The sequence below is a fragment of the Enterococcus sp. AMC1157 genome, assembly GCF_058216555.1.
Genome location: NZ_CM177099.1, coordinates 1,689,112 through 1,713,637, shown reverse-complemented (window position 1 = coordinate 1,713,637; position 24,526 = coordinate 1,689,112). Strand labels below are relative to the sequence as shown.

General features: G+C 35.9%; 20 protein-coding genes and 2 pseudogenes. 16 read left to right on the top strand and 6 right to left on the bottom strand.

Annotated elements, in window-relative coordinates; genetic code table 11:
- The first annotated feature begins 78 nt into the window (after window positions 1–78).
- A complete protein-coding gene (locus tag AC4BBX_RS08175) occupies window positions 79–381 on the top strand; it encodes a nucleotide pyrophosphohydrolase (protein WP_490453387.1) in 303 nt (100 codons plus the stop codon).
- A 204-nt stretch (window positions 382–585) separates the two neighbouring features.
- Here the strand turns inward: AC4BBX_RS08175 and AC4BBX_RS08170 are convergent.
- The 4 genes and pseudogenes from AC4BBX_RS08170 to AC4BBX_RS08155 form a co-directional block, all read right to left on the bottom strand.
- A pseudogene (locus tag AC4BBX_RS08170) lies at window positions 586–1,119 on the bottom strand (LacI family DNA-binding transcriptional regulator); the annotation flags it as partial.
- A 24-nt stretch (window positions 1,120–1,143) separates the two neighbouring features.
- Window positions 1,144–2,151 (bottom strand): aldose epimerase family protein, encoded by a 1,008-nt coding sequence (locus AC4BBX_RS08165; RefSeq protein WP_455322070.1) that lies wholly within the window; start codon window positions 2,149–2,151, stop codon window positions 1,144–1,146.
- Complete coding sequence (pgmB, locus tag AC4BBX_RS08160; RefSeq protein ID WP_455322071.1) at window positions 2,144–2,809, bottom strand: beta-phosphoglucomutase; 666 nt, start codon at window positions 2,807–2,809, stop codon at window positions 2,144–2,146. The genes AC4BBX_RS08165 and pgmB overlap by 8 nt, the downstream gene beginning before the upstream one ends.
- On the bottom strand, window positions 2,802–5,096 hold the full coding sequence (locus tag AC4BBX_RS08155; RefSeq protein WP_490453386.1) for a glycoside hydrolase family 65 protein: 2,295 nt from the start codon (window positions 5,094–5,096) through the stop codon (window positions 2,802–2,804). The genes pgmB and AC4BBX_RS08155 overlap by 8 nt, the downstream gene beginning before the upstream one ends.
- A 290-nt stretch (window positions 5,097–5,386) precedes the next feature.
- On the opposite strand from AC4BBX_RS08155, the gene AC4BBX_RS08150 reads away from it, so the two are divergent.
- Together AC4BBX_RS08150 and AC4BBX_RS08145 are read left to right on the top strand one after the other, a co-directional pair.
- Window positions 5,387–7,555, top strand: coding sequence for a PTS transporter subunit IIBC (locus tag AC4BBX_RS08150; protein ID WP_490453385.1), 2,169 nt, complete (start codon window positions 5,387–5,389; stop codon window positions 7,553–7,555).
- 36 nt (window positions 7,556–7,591) lie between these two features.
- Entirely contained in the window at window positions 7,592–8,422 is an 831-nt protein-coding gene (locus AC4BBX_RS08145; protein ID WP_490453384.1) for an endonuclease/exonuclease/phosphatase family protein, read from the top strand.
- A gap of 93 nt (window positions 8,423–8,515) precedes the next feature.
- Here AC4BBX_RS08145 and AC4BBX_RS08140 read toward each other — a convergent pair.
- Window positions 8,516–9,844 (bottom strand): annotated as a pseudogene (locus AC4BBX_RS08140) (ISL3 family transposase).
- A 350-nt stretch (window positions 9,845–10,194) separates the two neighbouring features.
- On the bottom strand, window positions 10,195–10,902 hold the full coding sequence (locus AC4BBX_RS08135; protein ID WP_490453383.1) for a GntR family transcriptional regulator: 708 nt from the start codon (window positions 10,900–10,902) through the stop codon (window positions 10,195–10,197).
- A 157-nt stretch (window positions 10,903–11,059) separates the two neighbouring features.
- Here AC4BBX_RS08135 and AC4BBX_RS08130 point away from each other — a divergent pair, with 157 nt between their 5' ends.
- From AC4BBX_RS08130 to gor, 13 genes are all read left to right on the top strand, one after another.
- Window positions 11,060–12,046, top strand: a complete 987-nt coding sequence (locus tag AC4BBX_RS08130) for a sugar isomerase (protein ID WP_490453382.1) — start codon at window positions 11,060–11,062, stop codon at window positions 12,044–12,046.
- A gap of 226 nt (window positions 12,047–12,272) precedes the next feature.
- On the top strand, window positions 12,273–12,692 hold the full coding sequence (locus tag AC4BBX_RS08125) for a PTS sugar transporter subunit IIA (protein ID WP_490453381.1): 420 nt from the start codon (window positions 12,273–12,275) through the stop codon (window positions 12,690–12,692).
- Window positions 12,689–13,159 (top strand): PTS sugar transporter subunit IIB, encoded by a 471-nt coding sequence (locus tag AC4BBX_RS08120; protein ID WP_490453380.1) that lies wholly within the window; start codon window positions 12,689–12,691, stop codon window positions 13,157–13,159. Before AC4BBX_RS08125 ends, AC4BBX_RS08120 begins: the two co-directional genes overlap by 4 nt.
- Window positions 13,160–13,175: 16 nt before the next feature.
- Window positions 13,176–13,961: a PTS mannose/fructose/sorbose/N-acetylgalactosamine transporter subunit IIC gene (locus tag AC4BBX_RS08115; protein ID WP_490453379.1), complete on the top strand. Its 786-nt coding sequence runs from the start codon at window positions 13,176–13,178 to the stop codon at window positions 13,959–13,961.
- A gap of 63 nt (window positions 13,962–14,024) precedes the next feature.
- The gene (locus tag AC4BBX_RS08110) at window positions 14,025–14,834 is read left to right on the top strand and encodes a PTS system mannose/fructose/sorbose family transporter subunit IID (protein WP_490453378.1); all 810 of its coding nucleotides are present in this window, start codon (window positions 14,025–14,027) and stop codon (window positions 14,832–14,834) included.
- A 72-nt stretch (window positions 14,835–14,906) separates the two neighbouring features.
- Complete coding sequence (locus tag AC4BBX_RS08105; RefSeq protein WP_490453377.1) at window positions 14,907–15,884, top strand: SIS domain-containing protein; 978 nt, start codon at window positions 14,907–14,909, stop codon at window positions 15,882–15,884.
- A 140-nt stretch (window positions 15,885–16,024) separates the two neighbouring features.
- Window positions 16,025–18,766, top strand: a complete 2,742-nt coding sequence (locus AC4BBX_RS08100) for a sigma 54-interacting transcriptional regulator (protein ID WP_490453376.1) — start codon at window positions 16,025–16,027, stop codon at window positions 18,764–18,766.
- A gap of 3 nt (window positions 18,767–18,769) precedes the next feature.
- A complete protein-coding gene (locus AC4BBX_RS08095; protein ID WP_490453375.1) occupies window positions 18,770–19,411 on the top strand; it encodes an HAD family hydrolase in 642 nt (213 codons plus the stop codon).
- 375 nt (window positions 19,412–19,786) lie between these two features.
- On the top strand, window positions 19,787–20,707 hold the full coding sequence (locus tag AC4BBX_RS08090) for a peptidase U32 family protein (RefSeq protein WP_490453374.1): 921 nt from the start codon (window positions 19,787–19,789) through the stop codon (window positions 20,705–20,707).
- 14 nt (window positions 20,708–20,721) lie between these two features.
- Entirely contained in the window at window positions 20,722–21,963 is a 1,242-nt protein-coding gene (locus AC4BBX_RS08085) for a peptidase U32 family protein (RefSeq protein ID WP_490453373.1), read from the top strand.
- A 92-nt stretch (window positions 21,964–22,055) separates the two neighbouring features.
- Window positions 22,056–22,469 carry a hypothetical protein gene (locus AC4BBX_RS08080; protein ID WP_490453372.1) on the top strand — a complete coding sequence of 138 codons (414 nt, stop codon included), beginning with the start codon at window positions 22,056–22,058 and terminating at the stop codon, window positions 22,467–22,469.
- Between the two features lie 43 nt (window positions 22,470–22,512).
- Window positions 22,513–22,962, top strand: coding sequence for a GNAT family N-acetyltransferase (locus AC4BBX_RS08075; protein WP_490453371.1), 450 nt, complete (start codon window positions 22,513–22,515; stop codon window positions 22,960–22,962).
- 64 nt (window positions 22,963–23,026) lie between these two features.
- Window positions 23,027–24,370, top strand: a complete 1,344-nt coding sequence (gene gor / locus AC4BBX_RS08070) for a glutathione-disulfide reductase (RefSeq protein ID WP_490455786.1) — start codon at window positions 23,027–23,029, stop codon at window positions 24,368–24,370.
- The last annotated feature ends 156 nt before the right edge of the window (window positions 24,371–24,526 follow it).

Here is a 24,526-nt window from a genome sequence, read left to right as displayed (position 1 = left end):
TCATAAAATATATACGCAAAAAACTTTAATTTTGTTGAAAGATTTAGTTAAAAATTTTATTTAATCGGAGGTCCACCATTGTCACTAGAAAAAATCACTAACAAAGTAAATAAATTCAGAGAAGAACGCAACTGGAACCATGAACATAGGGAAAAAGATTTGGCTATTTCTATTTCGATTGAAGCTGCAGAGTTATTGGAGGATTTCCAGTGGGTGTCTTCTGATGAAGGAATTGCTGAAAACTTAGAAAATATTAAAGAAGAATTAGCAGATGTGCTGATCTATTCATTGATGTTGGCATCTAATCTAAATTTGGATGTGGAAGGAATCATCGAAGAAAAACTACTTAAGAATACTATTAAGTATCCTATAGAAAAATAATAAGTAACTGGCTAATCCATTTAAGCGGATTAGCCAGTTTTTTTTAATTATTATCAAATCTATCATCATTACTTCTTTTTTCACATATTAGAATTGTTTCAAAAGTGATTTATTATGCAATTTAATTGAAAAAATATTGATTATGCTTAAATAGATGGTTAATTTCTAACTATTTATTGTACATATAAGATATGTTTGAAACGAAAAATAGGTTGCTTGTTTTCCAAGTAGTTGATTGTCGTTATCGACATAAACAATATTATTTTCATGTTGATAAGGTTGTCCAATCAAGGTAAACGGAATCTGGTTCTCGTATAAATACTCAATCACTGGATCAGCGCTATCTGAATAAACGAGAATGAAGCCATCAACTTGCTTTTGGAGGTGCATGCGTTTGACGTTCTCGAGCAAAAGCTCAAAACTTTTAGCTGTTGCAATCGCTGTTGTCATGTCATAAAGCCGAGCTTCGTCATTAATTGCTTCCATAATTTCAAGATAGAACGGATTGCCAAGTCTTTCTTTAGAATCCAGTGGGGGCAAAATAACACCAACGGCATTGGATGTCCGCTTTCCGAGATTTCTGGCAGTCATGTTTGGAACATAGCCAAGGTCATCCATCACTTTACGGACTTTTTTCTTGGTTGTTTCCGAGATGCTTGGGTGATCGTTGATTACACGCGAAACGGTTGAAGTAGCAACGCCTGCTTTTTTTGCGACATCTTTTACAGTGATAGCTATTATTTTGCCACGCCTCTCTTGTAACTATGAGGTAGTCATAAATTGATAAATTGTTTGGGTAACGCGTTCTTGACCAGGATGTAGTGTAATAGATCCCCATTCTGGAAAGTGAACGATGTCGGGTACTTCCTGTGGTTCAATAGCTAATCCGTAGTTTGAATGCATTTTCTGACCATTCAATTTAAAATCAGCATGAAAACCAGTCGTAGAAAATAATACCACACTTTTGTTAGAAGTTGCTACAGCCATCTGTCTACCTGATTGCTTTTCTTCTAGAAGAAGTGAAGGTTTAGTTACTTTAGGATAACGTAATAAAAAAACATCATCCAAACCAACTGGGTAAGCATCGAGAATTTGTTTTAGCGAATTTTTTTTCTTGAAGTTTATACATAAGTCGCTTTCTTCGAGTAAATTTCCTGTGGGTAATTTGTCAGAATCTAACTCCAACATTCCTAAGGTGTTTAGCGTCAAAGAATGCGTTAAAATATCTCTTTGTCCATTACCTGAAAGATTGAAATAAGCATGGTTGGTTGGATTAGTAATGGTGGTCACGTTACTGGTTGTTTTCGTGGTCATTTCAAGCTGATTATTCTGTAAACGATACGTTACGGTAGCTTTTATTGGGCCTGGGTAACCAGAAAAAGTATCTTTTAAATAAAAGACCACGCCGATTGCATCAGGTTCTTCAAAAATTTCGATGTCCCAATATTGAAAAGACCAGCCATTTGTTCCGCCGTGAATGTGATGTGTGCCATTGTTTTTTTCAAGTTGGTGATTTTTCCATTTGCCGTCGCGGATTCTCCCCGCGACAGGACCGACAGTTGCACCAAAAAAGCTTTTATCAGCTAAAACATCTTCGTAGTTATCATAACTTAACAAGATGTTTTCAACGTTTCCTTCTTTGTCAGGTGCAAATATTTGATGAAGACGAGCGCCATAATTGAGAAGAACGACTGTTAAAAAGTCGTTCTTCAAAGTGATTTTTTTTAAATTGTGAGTAATTGGTGTAACGCGGATGTTCGGTTTATTCATGTTCTCGCCACACTTCTTTAAGGTAAGCTAGTGTTAATTCGGTTGTGTCAGAAACGATTGGAATATTTTCACCCAGGTCTTTCTTTTGACCAACGCCCACGGGTTGAGCGCCACTCGCCACAATTGCTTGGATTCCAGCTCGCGCATCTTCAATACCAAGACATTCTTTTGTTGTTAAGCCTACTTCTTTAGCAGCCAGCAAAAAAATATCTGGTGCTGGCTTACCATGAGCAACTTTCTCAGGATCTGCGATTGCGTCGAAATAAGAAGTTAAGTTCATTTTTTGAAGTAAGAAAGGCCCGTTTTTACTTGCTGAAGCAAGAGCGATTTTAATCTTTGCTGTTTTCAAGTCTGCTAGTAGTTCTAAAATTCCCGGATAAACGTCTTTGGGCGTAATTGCTTGAATCATTTCCAAGTAATAATCGTTTTTTCTTTGAGCCAGCTCAGCAAATTCTTCAGCTGTAAAATCGTTCTCTTTATTTCCATAACGTAGCATTAAAGATAAAGAGTCTTCACGGCTAACACCCTTTAACTGCTCGTTGAATGAGCGATCAATTGAAATACCGATTTCTTCACCAAGTTTTTTCCAAGCGTGATAGTGATACTCAGCTGTATCAGTAATAACGCCGTCTAGGTCAAATAAAACTCCCTTAAACATTTTCATCTTCCTTTCTAAGTGATAGAGATAGTGTATTTGCTAATTCATAGGTTTTGTTATAGACAACGAAAGTTAACGGTTCACCTTCTAGTAAAGTGAAAGTGACTTGATTGTTATCAACAACAACAGAGATCAAACGATTCCGATAATTGATATGGAAAGAATAGGCTTCCCAAGTTTTAGGCAAAAATGGTGCAAAACTTAATGTTTCGTGGTCTGTTTTCATTTGCGCAAAACCTTGAACGATCGCTAACCAACTGCCGGTCATTGAAGTAATGTGAAGCCCGTCTTCGGTATCATTATTATAATTATCCAGATCTAAACGTGCAGTACGTTGGTACATTTCAACTGCTTTATCTTCCATCCCCAATTCTGCAGCCAAAATGGCATGGATGCTTGGAGAAAGAGATGACTCATGAACGGTCATTGGCTCATAAAAATCAAAATTACGACGTTTCTCTTCAGTTGTGAATTGATCATTGAAGAAATAGATTCCTTGTAAAACATCTGCCTGCTTGATGAAGCAAGAACGTAAAATTTTATCCCAAGACCAATTTTGATTCAAAGGTAAGTCATTTGGAGAAAGGGCTGTTACTGGTTGTAGATCCTTGTCTAAGAAAGTATCATGTTGTACAAAAATTCCTAATTCTTGATCTGTCGGGAAGTACATGTTTGTGGCAATTTCTGTCCATTTCGCTAACTCTTCGTCAGAAATCGTTGCAGTCGCTTCTTTTTTGAACTCAGAATACTTTTCAGCTGTGTAACGTAAGACCCAAGCAGCAATCGTGTTCGTGTACCAGTTGTTATTGATATTGTTTTCATATTCGTTTGGTCCAGTAACTCCATGAATCATGTATTTATTTTGTCGTTTTGAGAAGTGAACGCGATCTGCCCAAAAACGTGCGATTTCAGCTAAGACTTCTAAGCCCTCTTTTTTCAAGTATTCTTGATCGCCAGTATAATTTGTATAGTTATAAATAGCATAAGCAATCGCGCCATTTCGATGGATTTCTTCGAAAGTGATTTCCCACTCATTGTGGCATTCGACACCTGTGAAGGTAACCATTGGATAAAGTGCGCCTTTTAATCCTTGCTGTTGCGCGTTGTGAATAGCTTGTTGCAATTGGTTGTGACGATATTTCAAAAGGTTTTTTGTTACTTCTGGTTTAGCTAAAGCTAAATAAAGTGGTACAGCGTAAGCTTCAGTGTCCCAATAAGTTGCACCACCATATTTTTCACCAGTAAATCCTTTTGGTCCGATGTTCAATCGTTGATCTTCTCCATAATAAGTTGAAAATAGTTGGAAAAGATTGAAACGGATTCCTTGCTGTGCTTCATCATCACCTTTGATGACAACGTCAGCCAGTTCCCAACGTTTTGCCCATGCTGCTGTTTGATCTGATTTTTCTTGTGCATAGGTTTGATCAAGCTGAGTAAGCATCTCGATTGCTCGTTGAACTTGTTTTTCTTTTTCGACATCGCGACTGGTTAAAACAATGACTTCTTTATCAATAGTGAACGATTCGCCAGCTTGTAATGTTTTGGTGAATGTTGCTGATAAAGTCAATTCAGTTTCTTCATATGTTGGTAAAGCTAGCTCACCATCAATTAAATGACGCATGGCAGAAGTTACAGTGAAAGTTTCAATTCCAAAGTTATTAGGGATTGTTTCGGTAGTTAAATAGCCAATCGCTTCTTTTGAACCGACAGCTATTGGCAACCAAAAATGTTCTTCATAATTACTGTCTTCATTTTGAACATCTCCGTCTAATTTTGAACGAAGCTTGATTGTACCTGTGCCTTCAAGCATTTCAACAGTCAAGTGAATAAACGCAGCTTCTTTTTTAGATATACTTAGAAAACGTTCGAAAGAAAAGCGTACTTTATTTGTGTCAGTAGTGATCGTAAATTGACGTGATAGTAGCCCGTTCTTCATATCTAATTCTAGATAAAAATCTTCTGGCTGGTGTGTCGCTAAGTCGATTGGTTGGTCATCAATCAGTAGATCCATTGCGATAAAATTCACGGCGTTGATTACTTTACCGAAATATTCTGGGTAGCCGTTTTTCCACCAACCAACTCGCGTTTTGTCCGGATACCAAACCCCTGCAAGATATGTTCCTTGGTGATGGTCGCCAGAATAGCTTTCTTCAAAGTTGCCACGCATACCCATGTAACCATTTCCGATACTAGTAAGGGACTCTTGTAGACGTAGTTCATTTTTGTTTAGTTGATTCGTTTTGATTTTCCATGGGTCGATTTGAAAAAGACGTTTGATTTGTTTCATGATTTGCCTCCTAGATAATTCATATTGATACGTCCATAATAAACGCAACCGATTGCTTTAGTCAATAAAAATAATTCAAGAAATCTTTTTATTTTAAACGGAGTAAGAGAAAAGCACGGAATACTGAGCGTTTACGGTTATTTTGAAAAAACAATGTGATTAGCAGGGAAAGAGACTAATAGAAGTAGGAAAATTTTTTTGGCACTGATTAAAAATAAAGTATTTACAAAAAATAAACCCCGAGCTATAATGGCAATGTAGCGAAACCGATTGCGTAGAGGAGAGAGAACATGAAGAAATTATTTAGTTTTGAGTTTTGGCAAAAATTCGGAAAAGCATTGATGGTTGTTGTTGCAGTGATGCCAGCTGCAGGGTTAATGATTAGTATTGGGAAGTCACTACCACTAATCAATCCAGATTTTTCACTACTAGTTACAACTGGTGGTGTAGTTGAGAGTATTGGTTGGGCAATTATTGGAAATCTACATCTTTTATTTGCATTAGCTATTGGAGGTAGTTGGGCAAAAGATCGTGCAGGCGGTGCATTTGCTGCAGGGATTTCATTTGTATTAATCAATCGAATCACTGGAGCAATTTTTGGTGTTACTACTGATATGTTGGCGAATGAAGAGGCATTTACTCATACCTTATTTGGTACAAAAATCATGGTTAAAGGTTTCTTCACTAGTGTTTTAGAATCGCCTGCTTTAAATATGGGGGTTTTTGTTGGGATTATCGCCGGATTTGTTGGTGCGATGGCTTACAATAAATATTACAATTATCGAAAATTACCTGATGCATTATCATTTTTCAATGGGAAACGTTTTGTCCCATTTGTTGTAATCTTATGGTCTACAATTGTTGCTTTGATTCTTGCTATTGTGTGGCCAAATATCCAAGCAGGGATTAATAACTTTGGTCTATGGATTGCTCAATCAAAAGATAGTGCGCCAATTTTAGCACCATTCTTATACGGAACACTTGAAAGATTACTTTTACCTTTTGGTTTGCATCATATGTTAACGATCCCAATCAATTACACACAATTGGGCGGAACGTATGAAATTTTATCTGGTGCACAAGCTGGAACTCAAGTATTTGGTCAAGATCCATTATGGCTTGCTTGGGCAACGGACTTAGTCAACCTTAAAGGTGCTGGTGACACATCACAATATGCTTTTGTATTAGAAAATTGGACACCTGCACGTTTTAAAGTCGGACAAATGATTGGTTCGTCTGGTATTTTAATGGGCTTGGCTTTGGCAATGTATCGTAATGTGGATGCTGACAAACGCTCAAAATATAAATCAATGTATTTCTCAGCAGCATTGGCAGTTTTCTTGACAGGTGTGACAGAGCCACTTGAGTTCATGTTTATGTTTGCAGCAATGCCTTTATATATTGTGTATTCTTTTATCCAAGGGGCAGCTTTTGCAATGGCAGATATCTTGCCATTACGAGTACATTCTTTTGGGAATATTGAGTTATTGACACGGACACCATTAGCGATCAAGGCAGGATTAGGTGGCGATCTACTTAACTTTGTTCTGTGTGTCGTAGTGTTTGGTGTAGGAACTTATTTCTTAGCAAACTTTTTAATCAAAAAATTCAATTTTGCGACACCTGGACGTAATGGAAATTATGACAATAACAGCGGGGAAGCAACGGAAACGGCAACTACAAGTGAAGGTGTAGCAAGCGAACAAGTTATTCAAATCATTCATTTGTTAGGTGGTAAAGAAAATATTAGTGAAGTAGACGCATGTATGACTCGTTTACGTGTGAGTGTCAATGATCGCGAAAAGGTCGGAGCAGAAGATGCTTGGAAACGTGCTGGAGCAATGGGATTGATTGTAAAAGACAATGGAGTGCAAGCCGTTTATGGACCAAAAGCAGATGTTTTGAAATCTGATATTGAAGATTTGTTACAATCTGGTGCAACTATTCCTTTACCAAAAAATAATCTAGTAAGTTCAACAGAAGAACAAACGACTTTTTTAGGCAAAGAGCAAGCGATTCATGCGGTAGCAACAGGAGAACTGATTGCGCTAGAAGATGTTGATGATCCTGTATTTTCTCAAAAAATGATGGGTGAAGGATTAGCTATTATTCCAGCACAAGAAACTGTTGTAGCACCAGTTGATGCGAAAGTCATTACTATTTTCCCAAGCAAACACGCAATGGGCTTGCAGACAACAGACGGCATTGAAATCTTAATTCATATGGGGATTGATACAGTTGAATTAACGGAAACAGCTTTTGAAGTTTTTGTTAAAGAAGGACAAACAGTTACTGCAGGAACAAAACTTGCATCGATGGATCTAGCTGTTGTCGAAAAAGCGGGTAAAGAAAAAACAATTATGGTAGTTTTCACTAACAGTGATAAAATTGAAACGTTAGAAATCCCACGTTTTGGAAAAGTTCAAGCGAACGAAGTGGTTGGAACTATCCATATTTAAAGGGAAAATCTGTGGAATAAAAAAGGAGTCAGACAAATGAATTTGCTCACACTAAATACACATAGCTGGCTAGAAAAAGAGGCTGAACAAAAGTTACAACAATTAGTTGAGAAAATTATCGAAGCTGATTATGAGGTGATTGCATTACAAGAAGTGAATCAATTAGTGGATTCAGTTATTGTTTCTCAAAGTGAGCTTATTGGTTTTTGCCCAGTAAGTGGGCAAAAAAGTATTCATGAAGATAACTTTGCTTATTGTTTAGTCAAAAAGTTGGCAATGAAAGGGCGGACCTATTATTGGAGCTGGGACATGAGTCATATTGGCTATGATATTTATGAAGAAGGAAATGCTCTGCTTTCAAAAAATCCTTTGACAAGTGAAGCAATTGTTGTGTCTGAAACAAGTAATTATCAAGATTATCGAACGAGAAAACTACTGATTGGCAATACGTTATTCCAAGGAAAAGAAATTTGTGTCGTAAGTACTCACTTTTCTTGGTGGCAGGATGAAAATTCTGGCTTTGCTTTCGAATGGCATCAGTTAGAAAAACGATTATTAACAGAAACTAACCCTCTTTTCTTACTTGGTGATTTTAATAATCCAGCGCAAGAAGCAGGCTACTCACTCGTTGAAAAAAGTCCACTTGCTCTAAGAGATAGCTATTCTATAGCAAAAGTAAAGAGCGGTGAAGCAACGGTAGAGCAAGCCATTGATGGTTGGAAAGAAAATACTCGGAAACTAAGAATTGATTATATTTTTGTTCCGGCAACTAGTATTGTTGACGCATACCAAGTCGTATTTGATGGTAAAAATGCGCCAGTTGTTAGTGATCATTTTGGTGTTGAAATAGAAATTACTAAATTTTAAGCAGCACACGCGTTGATGAAATGAAACAAGAAACAATAACAAATAAACTACTGACTAGAAACCTTTGGTCGGTAGTTTTTGGCTCTTTGTCAATCAGGCGGCTGTCAAAGCCGTCTGATTTTTTGTCTCTGTAGTAAACTCTTTAAAAATCAATCCTTGTATAAAGTAGATTCTTGCTCGAAAGTTTTGAAAATTGCGATACCCATAGGCGACACGTTTGATGACCTTGATTTTATTGTTTGTTCCTTCCACAGCGCCGTTGTTGTAGGTAAGTTTGAAGGCGTTCGTAATCCCTTGTTTATATCTTTTAAAGAAGGTCAGCTTTATACGAAACCATTCAGGTAGCTGTTTATCCAGTTGATTGATTAAGTTGAAAAAATGATTCGTTTGTCTTCGGCGATAATGATAAAGTAGAAGTTGACAGGTATAATATGCTAATTTCAACTCTTTATTATAAGAAAGTACTTCGTCCATGATTGCTTTTTGTGTCATGGGTCTTCGGAAACTACGATCGTAATGATAATTAGAACTGTTGAGTTCTTCTGAGTCTTTAAGAAATAATCGCCAAAAACGTTTTAATCTCCGATAGTGTTTCTTGTCCTCCTCCGTTTTTCTTTTGGAAAAGCCGTTCATCACCTGTGTGCGAAACTGATTCAACGTGCGATTGATATGTTGGACAATATGGAAACGATCCGTAACAATTTGTGCATTTGGAAAGACGACTTTGATTAATTCGGTGTAAGGCGCATTCATGTCCATGACTAGATAGCGAACGTTTAACCGAGCTTTACGTGAATAACGCATAAAATGCGTCTTTAAAAAAGCCAATCGGCGACTTTCAAGAATTTCGATGATTTTATTCATATGTCCGTTCATAAAAATAAAGCTCATGGGTGAATCGGACGCATTCAACGAACGAAATTCATCAATACATAGAACGCTGGGAAGGTACTTGTAATTGGGCTTGAATTCATTGGCAAATGAACGCAATACCCGCATCACTGTCACGTCAGAGACAAAGTTGTCTTCGGCGATTTCTTTCCGGCTACGGTTCTTTTTAAGTTCTCTGGCAATCTTGTACACCAATTCTCTCGACAGATGATGCTTTTCTTTAATCAACGGTGTTTGTGCATTGAAGGTCGATCCGCACTCACTGCACATAAAACGAGAACGTTTCAAGTGTAGGACCGTTTTTCTACCACGAAAAGGGACGAGTTGTGAACGAGTGAGATGGGTGCCATTTTTAACGATTTATCCTTAGTTTTTACAGCCACATTTCCGACAGAACGTGGGTATATAGGTCAATTTTCCGTGAATGATAAAAGTTCTTTGTCCGTCGATTGTTTGTTCCTCCAACCAATTTTCTTCAAAAATAATATGTTTATCTGTTAAGCCAGTCAATTTTCTAGTATGATTATCCATGGAGATATCCTTTCTTGAATGTTTTTTGTGGTGATTAACATTTTATCAAGTTGGATATCTCTTTTCTATTTTTTTGACTAGTAAAAAAGTGTTGAGAGAAAACCAGAAAGTTTTCCATCAACACTAAATATTATAGAACCTATTTTTATCTCTTTGTGTATAATTAGAAAAAATCTATTCTAATAACTTTTTAGCTTAACAAAAATGCGGAAGAAAGGATTTTAAGTAATTATTCAAGCGGACATGTGAGCATTTGCCGGAAATTGCTTTTTAATTTCCCGTTCGGATAAAATAAAAAATTAGGAATCGGCGAAAGCTATTTATAAATATCCATTTTCTTCTTTCTAAACTCACAAATAATACTTAAACAAATCTGGCAAATCCACACGAACTAATTCCTCAGTTGCAAGTACAAGGTGATTATTTGAGTCATAGACAGTGCCCTTGTGGCGAATAACTGAGATACCGTCTTGGACATTAAACAATTTAGATTGAGAAGAATTTAGTTCGCTTATAGTTACTTGATTCATTCCTTTATATTCTGGCTTAATACCATTTTCTTCAAGAATCTGATACAGAGAGCCTGTTAAATCCTGATCAAGTAAGAATGAAAATTCATTAGTGAAAAAACATGTTTCAAGCATAATAGCCACACCATCGATTTTTCTAATTCGTTCAATTTTTATCAGCTGATCAGTGGAAAAAGTTGTACTTAATTCTTCGGATGTGGGAACTAAATCAGCATACAGAACTTCGGATGATAAAGATTTTCCTTGCATTTGACAGACATCGGTCAAAGATAGTGTTCTTTGCATACTCTGTTCGTTCTGCTTTACAAAGGTCCCTTTCCCATGAATTCTAGTTAGATATCCTTCTGAAATCAATTCATCAATCGCTTTTCTAACGGTCACTCTACTAATATGAAACTCTTTTTGAAATTGTGCTTCAGAAAGTAATCTATCTCCAGGTAATAGTTTCTTTTCTTCAATCTGTTGAATAATTGTGTTTTTTAATTGTATATAAAGTGGCTTCTTACTAGTCATATCTTTTGAAATCATGCAATCACGCTCCTTTTTTTATTATAGATTAAATATTAAATAAATCAACTTCAATACAACTACCGGACAATTGTATTAAACACGTATTTACATTTGTTGTAATTTGTATTATAGTTGTATTGTAAAAATGAGTTTTGATTAACTAATCAGGAGGCTTATGATGAAAGTAGAAGAAATTATCGAAGCGGTTGTTGGAGAAAAGGCAAGTATTGGTGGGATTAAAGATGTTGTTTGGGTAGCAGCAGGTGGTAGTCATGGTGGTTTTTATCCGGGACAATTTTTTATTGATTCAGAAGCAAAAGTTCTTCGTTCTAAAAATATGACAAGTAATGAATTTGTAGCTATGCCTCCTGCTTTTGTTAACGAGAGTACGTTGGTTGTTGCTTGTTCGATGCGAGGAACACCTGAGACGATTGAAGCTGCCAGACTTGCAAAAAAACTAGGTGCTTCGACGATCGCCTTGTATGTCGATGAGTCAGAATTAACAGCAATCAGCGACTACAAAATACATTATGAATCTGTTGCTATTGATAGTAGTGATTTTTCAAAAACAAACTCAGCATTTGCTCTGAAAATTGCAATGGTGTTATTGGATAAAGTAGAAGGATACCCTTTCATTGACATTGCTTTGGCAGAGTTTGAGAAAATTGATGCTATTTATCGACAAGCAGTTACTGATATCCATCCGCGAGCAATTAAGTGGGGATTACAAAATCGTAAATCTCAATCTATTCATGTATTAGGCAGTGGAGCAACGTATGGAGCAGCATATATTTTCTCTATCTGCAATGTAATGGAGATGTTGCAGATCGATTCACCTACCGTTAATAGCTGTGAATTTTTTCATGGGCCATTTGAAGTTGTCGATGAGGGTACTTCTATCTTCGTATTAGTGGGTCATGGTCGTGGAAAACCGAATGATGAACGTGTCGTAAGATTTTTAAATGATTTTGGTGGTAACAAAGTCTTCTTATTAGATGCTGAGGAGATTGGAATTAATAAATTTGATGAAAAAGTAAGTGAGTATTTTAATCATTTAATTTATTCTCCGATTCTAAACAATGTATTTATGAGAGAACTGGCTTATCAGATTAAAAAAGATTATAATACGCGCACCTATATGTGGAAAGCAAGATACGAATAGAAAATTTTTAGTTTATAAGACGAACATACCAAGAATAGTTATCTATTCTTGGTATGTTCGTCTTATTGCTTGTGAAAGTTTCAACACTGTTCATCCACACTCTTGTTTTTGTTTAGAAAAGTGTTGAGAAAGAAGTGAAAACCTTGATTTATAAAAGAAAACAAACTTTGGCACGGTTATTGCTTTATATAAAAATGAAAAAACAAATGATTAAGGAGGGGAGTTAATGAATAATATTATTTTGGCAAGTCACGGTGAAATGTCTCAAGGACTAAAACAGACAGTATCGATGTTATTAGGTGATTGTGAGAATGTTTTTGCTTTATCAGCTTTTCGAGATGAGGATGAGTCCATTGAAAAGGGAGCAGAAGACCTTATTAGCAAGATTGGAACTGAAAGTCTTTATATTCTGACAGATATCTTTGGTGGAAGTGTCAATAATGAGTTGTTGGTATTACAAAATAAGTATCCAGATATTCATTTAATCGCAGGAATGAATCTACCATTAGTCATTTCAATCGCAACACAATCAGACAAAATTAGTCAAAATCAGTTAGATCAGATGTTAGAGGAAAGCCGTCAAGGAATAATTGATTGTAAAAAACTACTTTCTACAAAAATAAAAGATGAAGGAGACGACCTATGATTAAGATTACACGAATTGATTATCGACTGTTGCACGGACAAGTAGTATTTTCTTGGACAAAATCATTAGGAATTAATCGAATTATTGTTGTTAATGATGAAGCAGCAAAAGATGAATTTAAAAAGATGTCTTTGAAGTTAGCTAAACCATCAGGAGTTAAATTGAATATTTTCAGTGTGGAAGACACCTTAGCACGAATGGAAAAAGTGGATGCTTTAAATGAAAATATTATGATGATTTTTGGAAATACGAAGGAAACATTGGCTTTCTGCCAACAATATACAAAAATTAAAGAAATCAATTATGGTGGAATTCCAAAAAGCGGAGATGCGAAACAATTTGGTAGTGCCATTTTCTTAAACCAGGAAGAGCAACAAGATGCAATGAAATTAAAAGAAATGGGAATTAAACAGTACATTCAACAAGTACCAACTTCAAAACTAGAAGACTTAAATAAGATGTTATAAAAAGGAGGAAATATAGATGTTGATTCAGTCAATTGTTTTAGGACTTGTAGCAGTATTCGCAATGTTAGATTCACGTTTGTTGGGTCGATTGAACTTTGAACGTCCATTAATTGTTGGGACAATGGTTGGCTTGGCTTTGGGAGATTTAGAAAAGGGATTAATGGTTGGTGCGGCGATTGAATTAATTTCGCTAGGGGTTGTTCAAGTAGGTGCTGCTGTACCAGCAGATATGACTTTAGGAGCAATCATCGCTACTGCTTTTGCTATTTTATCAAATACGAATGCTGAGACTGCCTTAACTATCGCGATTCCAGTGGCTGTATTAGGACAATTACTAGGGATTCTAATGCGTACAATTTTAGCCAGTTTAACTCACCGAGCAGATGTTTTAATTGAAGAAGCGAAATTCAAAAGAGCACAACATATTCATATCGTTTGGGGAACAATCATTTACTCGTTGATGTATTTTGTACCAGTATTTTTAGCTGTGTATTTTGGAACAGATTTGGTAAAAGTTATTGTTGAAGCAATTCCGGAATGGATTACCAATGGATTAAATCTAGCAAGTAAATTATTACCAGCGTATGGTTTTGCTTTATTACTACAAACGATGCTTTCAGTTAAGATGATGCCATTCCTATTCTTAGGATTCTTACTTACTGCATATCTAGGTTTAGGTATTATGCCAGTAGCCTTATTCGCTTGTATCGTTGCATATGTCATGTATTTAATTGAGTCTAATAAATTTGGTAATGGAAGTGGTGGTTCAACAGATGAACTTGATCCATTAGATGATTTATAAGCAAAACTAGTTGGTGATTAACGAAAAAAGTATTTTTAACAGAACAAAGGAGGAAGACAAAAAATGGCAAAAGATCCAAATCAAAGAAAATATTGGCAATTTTTTTGGAGATCATGGGCAATCCAGGACTCTTGGAACTACGAACGCGCAATGAATATGGGATTTTTATATGGAATAGCCCCAACATTAGATAAAATTTATTCAGATCCTAAAGATCTTGAACTAAAAAAAGAGGCATACAATCGACATATGTTGTACTACAATTGCACACCGCAAACTAGTGCTTTTGTTCTTGGATTAGCAGCATCGATGGAGGAGCAATATTACGAAGATCAAGAAGGTTTTAATCCTGAAACAATTAGTTCAGTAAAAACATCGTTAATGGGCCCTCTGTCAGGGATTGGAGATTCTTTCTTCCAAGGGACCATCCGTGTATTAGCTTTTGGATTAGGTATTAATTTAGCACAACAAGGAAGTATTTTAGGCCCAATCCTAGCTATGATTATTTCGTTCATCCCTTCATTCTTAGTAACCTACTATGGTGGAAAATTTGGCTACAATTTAGGAGAGAAGTACTTAACTAAATTGTATGAAGGCGGATTAATGGATCGTTTAATGTATGTTTGTTCGATTGTCGGATTAATGGTAATTGGTGCGATGATTGCAAGTATGATTGGAATTACCACACCGTTAAAATTTGGGGAAACATTTGTTTTACAAGATGTGTTAGATAATATTTTACCGCAGATGCTACCACTAGGCTTAACAATGTTTATGTATTGGTTACTACAGAAAAAAGTAAATACCAGCCTTATGTTAATCATTTGTATTGTCGGAGGTTTGGTTCTTAGCTTATTAGGTATTTTCGTCTAGGTAAACTGAGAAGCAAGAAATATTTTTGAATGGTTCATAATAAAATTAAAATAAATGAGGAGGAATTCTATAATGAATTCAAATATTAAACCAAAAGAAATAATCGAAAGTATTGTTAAGAAAGCAGATATCAATCATATCATTTTTGTAGGTTGTGGTGCTTCAAAAGCAGATTTGTATCCTGCGAAGTATTTTTTAGATCAAAATGCGAAGAAATTACGTGTCAGTCATTATACGGCAAATGAATTTAACTATTCAACTCCAGTAGATGTAAATGAAAGTACAGTAGTAATCTCAGCATCTTTAGGTGGGACAACTCCTGAGACAGTTGAAGCAAATGCAGTTGCGAAGGCAAAAAATGCACATGTGATTAGTTTGACTATGAGTGCAGGTTCGGCTTTGACTAAAGATGCAGATGAAGTAATTGTCCATGGATTTATGGAAAATTATGGAGCTAAACTGGAAAAAATGGGTTATTGCTTGGAATTAGCTGTTGAATTATTAAACCAAGTGGAAGGTTATGAAGATTACGATAAAATGATGGATGGCTTCCAAAATATCTATTCATTTATTGAATCTTGTGCCAATAAGGCTAGAAAAGTTGGTAGACAATTCGCTGAACGATTCAAAGATGACACAAATATTTATGTAATGAGTAGTGGAGCAACACATGAAGTAGCTTATGCAACGTCTATCTGCTTAATGATGGAGATGCAATGGATTAATTCTGGTACGTTCCATGCAGGAGAATTTTTCCACGGACCATTTGAAATTGTGGATAAAGATGTTCCATTTATTCTATTAATGAATGATGGGAAAACTCGCCCAATTGACCAACGTGCGTTAACATTCTTAAATCGTTTTGATGCTAAAGTGGAAACAGTGGATGCATTGGATTGGGGATTGGCATCGGCTGTGGATAAATCAGTCATTGATTACTTTAACCCATTTGTACTGTCTGCGGTCTTCCGTGTTTATGCAGAGGAGCTATCAATTGCGAGAGAGCATCCACTGACTAAACGTCGTTATATGTGGAAATTAGAGTATTAAACAGATTCGTGTATTAAATTTTATAGCCAAAGCAGTTTTATCATTAACTGCTTTGGTTTTACTTGCATTATTGGCTTGTGAAAAAGTATGATAATAAAAAAGGGGAAAAGTAGTAAGCAAACATCTAAGAAGGTGAGAAAATGAAGCAAGAAATTTATGATTATATTTGCCAGATAACCTCTAAATATCCCGATACTTCTCTTGAAAAGTTTTCTGCTCAGTCTATCAGTGCTCATATGAGATTGAATAGGAGCACGGTAAGTAGTTACTTGAATCAAGGATGTCGTGAGGGAAAACTAGTCAAAATCAAACAATATCCTGTACTTTTTTTCAGCAAAAAAGTTCTTAGTGATTTAGGAATTCTAGCGAGTCAGGAAGAATATGACACGTTAGATGAACTATTTGTTAGTCCACAGAAAAATACTAGTGTTTTAGACAATATTATTGGTGCAAATCGAAGTTTAAGAGAAGCAATTGACCAGATTAAGACTGCTGTTTTATACCCTGATAAAGGGTTACCAGTACTTTTAATTGGGTCTAGTGGTTCGGGGAAAACTTTTTTGGCAAGTAAAGTATATGAGTTTGCCAAAGAAGAGAAAGTTATTCCAGGAGACGCACCTTTCATCTCTTACAATTGTGCACAATATTATAGCAATCCTGAATTATTATCTTCTGTATTATTTGGTCATACAAAGGGAGCTTTTACTGGTGCGGATGAAACAAAGGCGGGATTATTTGAAAAAGCAGATGGAGGCGTTCTTTTTTTAGATGAAGTTCATCGCTTATCAGAGGAAGGCCAAGAAAAACTTTTTACATTTATGGATACGGGAGAGTTTTCACCAGTAGGCGATAATTCAATTAAATACAGATCGAATGTTCGACTCGTCTTTGCAACGACAGAAAATATTTATTCTTCGTTTTTGCCAACATTTTTGCGTCGTATTCCGGTAATAGTTAGTTTGCCAAAGTTTCAAAATCGTCCACAAGTAGAAAGGTTACAATTGATTGATAGCTTCTTTATTCGAGAAAGTAATATCTTGAATAGAGAAGTACAAGTTTCTGATAAACTACTGGAATTTTTAATTAATGCGGATTTAGAAGGAAATGTCGGTAAAATAAAAAATATTATTAAATATGCCTGTGGAAACGCCTATGTTCATCAAAAAGATCAAGAAATTATAAGCGTAAGATTGCTGGATATTCCTAAAGAATATATTGAGAAGATTCAAATGGTTCGATTTAAAAATCTTCGCGAAGATTCCGAAAAACGTAGATACCTACCTCATGAAGAAACCCAAGTATATCTAACAACTAGAGAAGAACAGTTAATGACTAATTTTTATAAATTACTTTATGTTGATTTTCAAAAAGTAAGGAAACGAGAGCTAGATTCTAAAGATTTTATTGAAAGAAGTCAAAAAAATGCAGTTATCTTAATGGATGAGTTTATGTTTAACGGTTCTTACGAGAAGCAAGACAATTTATACTCAATGTTAACTCATCAGGTTCGTCAGACATTTGAGTATATGTCTGATACGCATGGATTTAATCATGATGGCAATTTGATTGTAGCTTTGGCTAATTATTTATATGTGAATAGTAATAAAACACTACCCAAAGAAGAGTTACCTGAATATACGCTTCAAGAAGAGCTAAATGAGTACTTTTCGGATATTTTAGGTACTTCATATTGGTATTCGAAACAATTATTAACAAAATTATCTCAACAGTTAGATCAAGAGGTAGAATTAAATAATGTAATTTTTATTGCTCTCTATTTTCAAAGTTTAAAGTTTTCGAATATAAAAACAGAGATAAAAGGTTTGGTATTAGCTCATGGATATTCCACAGCTAGCAGTTTAGCGAATGTAGCAAATCGAATGCTTAAAAAGAATGTTTTTCAAGCATACGATATGCCGATTGATATTACTCTAGATCAAATTGAAAAATTGTTGATTAGCTATTTAAATGATAATCTATTGGAAACTGGCTTAGTTCTGTTGGTAGATATGGGATCTCTAAATCAGCTTGGTAAGCGCTTAGAAAAGCGATTAACATGTCCATTACTGATTATTGACCATGTCTCAACACCGTTAGTGTTAGAAGTAGGACAATTAATCCTTCAAGAGCAAAGCCTTCAAAAAATTGATATGGCAATTGAAGAGAATTTGCATATACAGAAACAATTAATTTTGCCTCAACTGGAAAAAACAAAAGCTATATTGACCTGTTGTTATACTGGAATTGGTAGTGCTATTCAAATTCAGGAGATTTTACAGGAATGTCTCAGACAAAGTGCAAGTGAGTGTATGATTATTCCATATGACTATAAAAAATTAGTACAAAATAAGACGTATGAAACACCTTTTCAAATGTATGATGTGCTAATGATTGTTGGGACTGAAAATCCTCAGATCCCTAATATTCCGTATATTGGCTTAGATCAATTGATTAATGGAGAAAAGATTGAAGAATTTATTACGATTCTTCAACAATATTTCACGATAAATGAAAAAGATATTCATAATGAAGTACTGTTTAATTTCTCAATAAGTAAAATTGTCCAAAATCTGACAATACTTGACGGAACTAAGTTATTAAGATTTGTTCAAAAAGCCATAGATTCAGTTCAATCTTTGATGGATATGGAACTAAATAACAGTCAACTCTTCTTGTTATACCTACATTGTAGCTGTATGGTTGAAAGAATTTTACGTAAGGAAGGGATTGATGAACAGGTGGATATTGAGGAATATATACAAAATTTCGGTCATGAACTAGAACTCATTCATCGTGCTTTCTCAAATTTAGAAAATGAATATAAAATTGAGATACCTATCTATGAATTACGGTTAATACATGAAATAATTTTGGGGGAATAGAAAATGATGAAAGATCTCAAAATCGGTGTGATATTTGATATGGATGGTGTATTGGTAGACAGCGAATCTTTTTATCTCCAACGTAGATTAAATTTTTTACAAAAAAAAGGACTGAAACCTGGATCGTCTAATCTCTTGGATTATGTAGGAAAAACAGATCAGGGAATTTGGGAAGTGTTGGTTCCCGACGATGAAGCTTTGCGAAGTAAATTGCATAAGGAATATTTACCTTATCGAGAAGAGCATCCGATTGATTATATAGAAGCTTTAAATGATGATGTTAAAAAAATACTAACTATTTTAAAAGAAAAGAACATTCCAATTGGTCTAGCTTCATCTGCAGCAATATTCGAAATTGAAAAAATGATGCGAGCTACTAATTTGTCGAATTACTTCGATTATGTGATAAGTGGGGAATCTTTTAAGGAAAGCAAACCTAATCCAGAAATATATTTGAAAGCAATGGCCGAATTAGGTTGTGAAACCTATATTGCAGTTGAAGATTCTCCTATAGGAATTAAGGCTGCTAAGGCTTCAGGGGCATACACGGTCGCATTGGCTCAGAGATATCCACTAAATCAGCAGGAGGCAGATATAGTAATAGAAAACCTAATCCAGTTATTGGAACTACCATTACTTTCATAATGGATCCACTAAAAGATAGTTATATTAGTAGGCCCAAACGATGTTGAAAGGACTCTCTTAATCCATTTCTACATCGTTTGTCTATTTTTACCTCTTTTTTCACATATTAGAATAATTTAAAACGTGATTTATTCTTCAAAATTCCCTTATTAAACCGAATTATCCCTAGTTATATGAGTGATTCCTAATGATTTAATCTACATACTACTATTTCTCTACGTGAAAATTTAGTGAAAAAAAACACTAAACCTATTGGAAAAGATTATTTCCTATGATAATATGATAGAGTTGCAAGGATTTAAAGACACTTTTAGTACATCAAGTGAAAAGATATACAACGAAAATGAACAATTATTTAATCAAGGAGGTAATCAAATGATTGAGTTGATTGCTACAGTGGAATCACTAGCACAAGCGCAAGAATTATTACCAATTGTCGATACGATTTTCTTTGGAGAAGAAACGTTTGGCCTACGCTTGCCCCATTCTTTTTCAAGAGAGGAACAAAAAGCATTAGTAGAGTTGGCGCATCAATCTGGAAAAAGGGCGATGGTTGCGGTCAATGGCTTAATGCATCCGGAAAAAATGAAACTTGTACCAGAATATTTAGCATTTTTAAATGATATCAAGGCAGATAAAATTTCCGTGGGAGATGCAGGTGTGGTTTACGTGTTAAACAAGCATCCAGAATGGAATTTGCCTTTTGTTTATGATGGAGAAACTTTGGTGACAAGTGCTCGTCAAATCAATTTTTGGCATAAAAAAGGAGCATCAGGAGCAGTCTTAGCCAGAGAAGTTCCTATGCAAGAAATGGAAGTATTGATTCAAACAGTCAAAGTTCCAGTAGAAGTATTGGTTTATGGGGCGACTTGTATTCATCAATCAAAACGTCCACTGTTACAAAACTACTATAACTTTACTCAACAAGAAGAAGAAAAAGATCGTGAGCGTGGTTTGTTCTTATCTGAACCGAAAAAAGAGCATACGCATTATTCTATTTTTGAAGACAGTCACGGAACGCATATTTTTGCCAGCAATGATGTTTGCTTAATCCAAGAGTTATCCCATTTGAATGAAGTGGGCTATCAAACGTGGAAGTTAGATGGAATTTTCACGCCAGGCAAAGATTTTGTCGAGATTGCTCGTTTGTACAATGAAGCAAGACAACGTGTTATTGCGGGTGAGTGGTCTGAAGCCTTGGCGCAAGATTTGTACGAAAAAGTGCAAATCTTACATCCTGAAAATCGTGAATTGGACACTGGTTTTTACTATATTGAACCAAGTAAAATTAAATAAGAGGAGCAGATAAAATGACAGTCAAAACAGCTTTAAAACGCCCAGAAGTCTTAGCTCCAGCTGGGACTTTGGAAAAATTAAAAACAGCGATTCATTATGGAGCAGATGCAGTTTACATTGGTGGGAATGCCTATGGCTTACGCAGTCGCGCAGGAAATTTTACTTATGAACAAATGGCAGAAGGTGTGGAGTTTGCCAGAGCACATAATGCAAAAGTTTATGTGGCAGCGAACATGGTGACCCACGAGCAAAACCAAGAAGGCGCGGGAGAATTTTTCCGTGAATTACGTGATGTAGGTATTTCAGCTGTGATTGTGTCTGATCCAGCTTTAATTGAGATTTGTGCCACAGAAGCACCAGGACTACCGATTCATTTATCGACACAAGCTTCAGCAACCAATTTTGAAACTTTAGAATTTTGGAAAGAAGAAGGCTTGGAACGAGTGGTGTTAGCTCGTGAAGTATCGATGGAAGAAGTTGCAGAAATCCGTCAAAATACCGATGTCGAAATTGAAGCGTTTATTCATGGAGCGATGTGTATTTCTTACTCAGGTCGTTGTACGCTATCTAATCACATGTCCATGCGGGATGCCAATCGTGGTGGTTGCTCTCAGTCTTGTCGTTGGAAATATGATTTATTCGATATGCCTTTCGGTGGAGAACGTCGCAGTTTAACGGAAAATGGTGCCGTGGCGGAAGAATATTCCATGAGTGCAGTGGATATGTCTATGATCGAACATATTCCAGACTTAATTCAAAATGGTGTAGACAGTTTTAAAATTGAAGGGCGTATGAAGTCGATTCATTATGTGTCAACGGTGGCAAATGTTTATAAAGCTGCAGTCGATAGCTACATGGAAGATCCCGAAAATTATGTCTGTAAGCAAGAATGGGTGGATGAATTGTGGAAAGTCGCTCAACGTGAGTTAGCAACTGGTTTCTACTACAATACTCCTTCTGAAAATGAACAATTATTTGGTGCACGTCGAAAAATTCCTGAATACAAATTTATTGGTGAAGTATTAAGTTATGACGAAGACACTAAAATGGCAACGATTCGTCAACGAAACTTATTTGAAGTCGGCGATGAAATTGAATTTTACGGACCAAATTTCCATCATTTTGAGCAAACAGTAACCGAAATGCAGGATGAAACCGGCGAAAGCATTGACCGAGCGCCAAATCCAATGATGATTGTGACCATGCCCGTTGCAGAACCCGTGCAAATCGGCGATATGATGCGTAAGAAGAAATAATTATTTGAAAGCTAAAGTCGAGTAGAATCGACTTTAGCTTTTTTGAGCAATCGAACCAATTTGACTAAAAACAGGCTGGTGAAAATAGAGATATGCACCAAAATCCAGACAAAAAGGTGCAAAACAGAAAAATATGCACCAAAACTCAGACGAAATGGTGCAAAAAAGGAAAGTATGCACCAAAATCCAGACAAAAAGGTGCAAAACAGAAAAGTATGCACCAAAACTCAGACGAAATGGTGCAAAAGAAGAAAATATGCACCAAAACTCAGACGAAATGGTGCAAAAGAAGAAAATATGCACTAAAACTCAGACGAAATGGTGCAAAAGAAGAAGATATGCACCAAAAAAAAAAAGAAAAACAGTGCAAAAACCTTACTACTGACAAAAATCCAAAAAAATTGAATAGAATTGAGTCGAATAGTGAGAGGACTGTTTTTTATCAAGCTTTCGTGTATGATGAAATCAAGAGCTTGTACTCCTACTTAATAGAGTATTCAGAATAGTAAGATGGTCTGCACAGAGAGAATGGAAATAAGGTGAACAAAAATGGAAATTAGGATGACGAATGAAATAACTTCAGAGCACTATGGACTGCTGCTGGATGCTGATCCATCCAAGGAATTGGTGGATAATTACTTACAAAGAGGTACTTTACTAGAAGCGAAAAAAGAAAAGCTAGTGGGTGTTTTAGTATTATTGCCAACTCGTCCGGATACATTGGAGATTGTTAATCTAGCGGTAGCTGTGGAATATCGTGGTCAAGGAATTGCCCAACAATTGATTGCTCATACCTTAGAGATGGCTCGTAAAAAAGGGATAAAAACCGTGGAAGTTGGTACTGGTAGTACGGGTGTCGAACAGCTTTATTTATACCAAAAATGTGGCTTTCGTATGACACATATTGATCGGGATTTTTTTGTCAGACATTATTCAGAACCTATTGTGGAAAATGGGTTGGTTTTGCGAGATATGGTACGTTTATCCTTAGATATTTGAATTTCTTGACGAAAGAAATTCCCAGTGATAGCTTGAAGATAAGAAAAAGAATGGAGGAATCATGGTGAAAACATTTGATTATATAGTCATTGGTGGCGGAAGTGGCGGGATTGCTTCTGCGAATCGTGCAGGAATGCATGGAGCAAAGGTATTACTAATTGAAGGAAACGAATTAGGTGGCACCTGTGTCAATGTGGGTTGTGTGCCAAAAAAAGTGATGTGGCAAGCGAGTGAAATTTTTGAGACACTTCGTCGAGATGCATCTAGCTATGGCATCTATCCACAAGTGGAAAAGTTTGATTTCAAAGAACTTGTGGATAAACGAGAAAAATATATTGATTTCCTACATGGTGCCTATCAAAAAGGGCTTGATAGTAATAAAGTTGAAGTTATTAAAGGTTATGCACAGTTTGTGGATAACCAAACTGTCGAAGTTGCTGGAGAACAATTTACAGCTGAGAATATCTTGATTGCGACAGGTGGAAAAGCGAGTCATTTAGATATTCCTGGTGGGGAATATGCGATTGATTCCGATGGTTTCTTTGAGCTAACGGCAGCACCTAAGCAGATGATTGTATTGGGAGCAGGCTATATTGCTGCAGAAATTGCGGGAGTGATTCATGGTTTAGGCAGTGAAGTTTCTTGGGCTTTCCGTAAAGAGCGTCCATTGCGTAGTTTCGATAAAATGCTTTCGGATAATTTACTTGAGATCTATCAAGAAGCCGGCTTAAAAACTTATGCACACTATGTTCCTCAAAAAATTGAAAAAACAGACGACTTATACACAGTTACTTTTGAAAATGGAGAAACTTTGACGGGAGATTGTGTTTTATTTGCTGGTGGTCGTCAAGCAAATGTGGATAACTTAGGCTTAGAAAATACGGATATTTCCTTAACTGAAGCAGGTTATATTGAGGTGGATAAATTCCAAAACACAACAGCTAAAGGGATTTACGCAGTAGGGGACGTGATTGGCAAACTTGATTTAACACCTGTCGCAATTGCCGCTGGTCGTCGCTTATCTGAACGTTTGTTTAATGGTCAAACAGATTTGTATTTAGATTACAATCTTGTTCCGACAGTCATTTTCACTCATCCACCAATTGCAACGATTGGTTTATCAGAAGAAGAAGCTGTGGAAGAGTACGGCGATCAAGTCAAAGTATATCGTTCACGTTTTACACCAATGTACTTTGCTTTGAATGAATACCGTCAAAAATGTGAAATGAAATTAGTTTGTTTAGGGAAAGAAGAAAAAATTATTGGTTTACATGGCATTGGTATTGGTGTGGATGAAATGCTACAAGGTTTTGCAGTGGCCATTAAAATGGGTGCTACCAAAGCAGATTTTGACAATACAGTAGCTATCCATCCAACAGGTTCAGAAGAATTTGTAACGATGCGCTAAAATAGTCTGGGACTGTGATATAAGTAAAAACAAAAAATATTCGAATAAAATAGAATGAATTTCCTCCATTCGAGGCGAAATTGCGACGTAGACCAATTGGACCACAGAGGTAATCTTTTATTGTTCAAATATTTTGCTGTTAAATTACTTATGTCG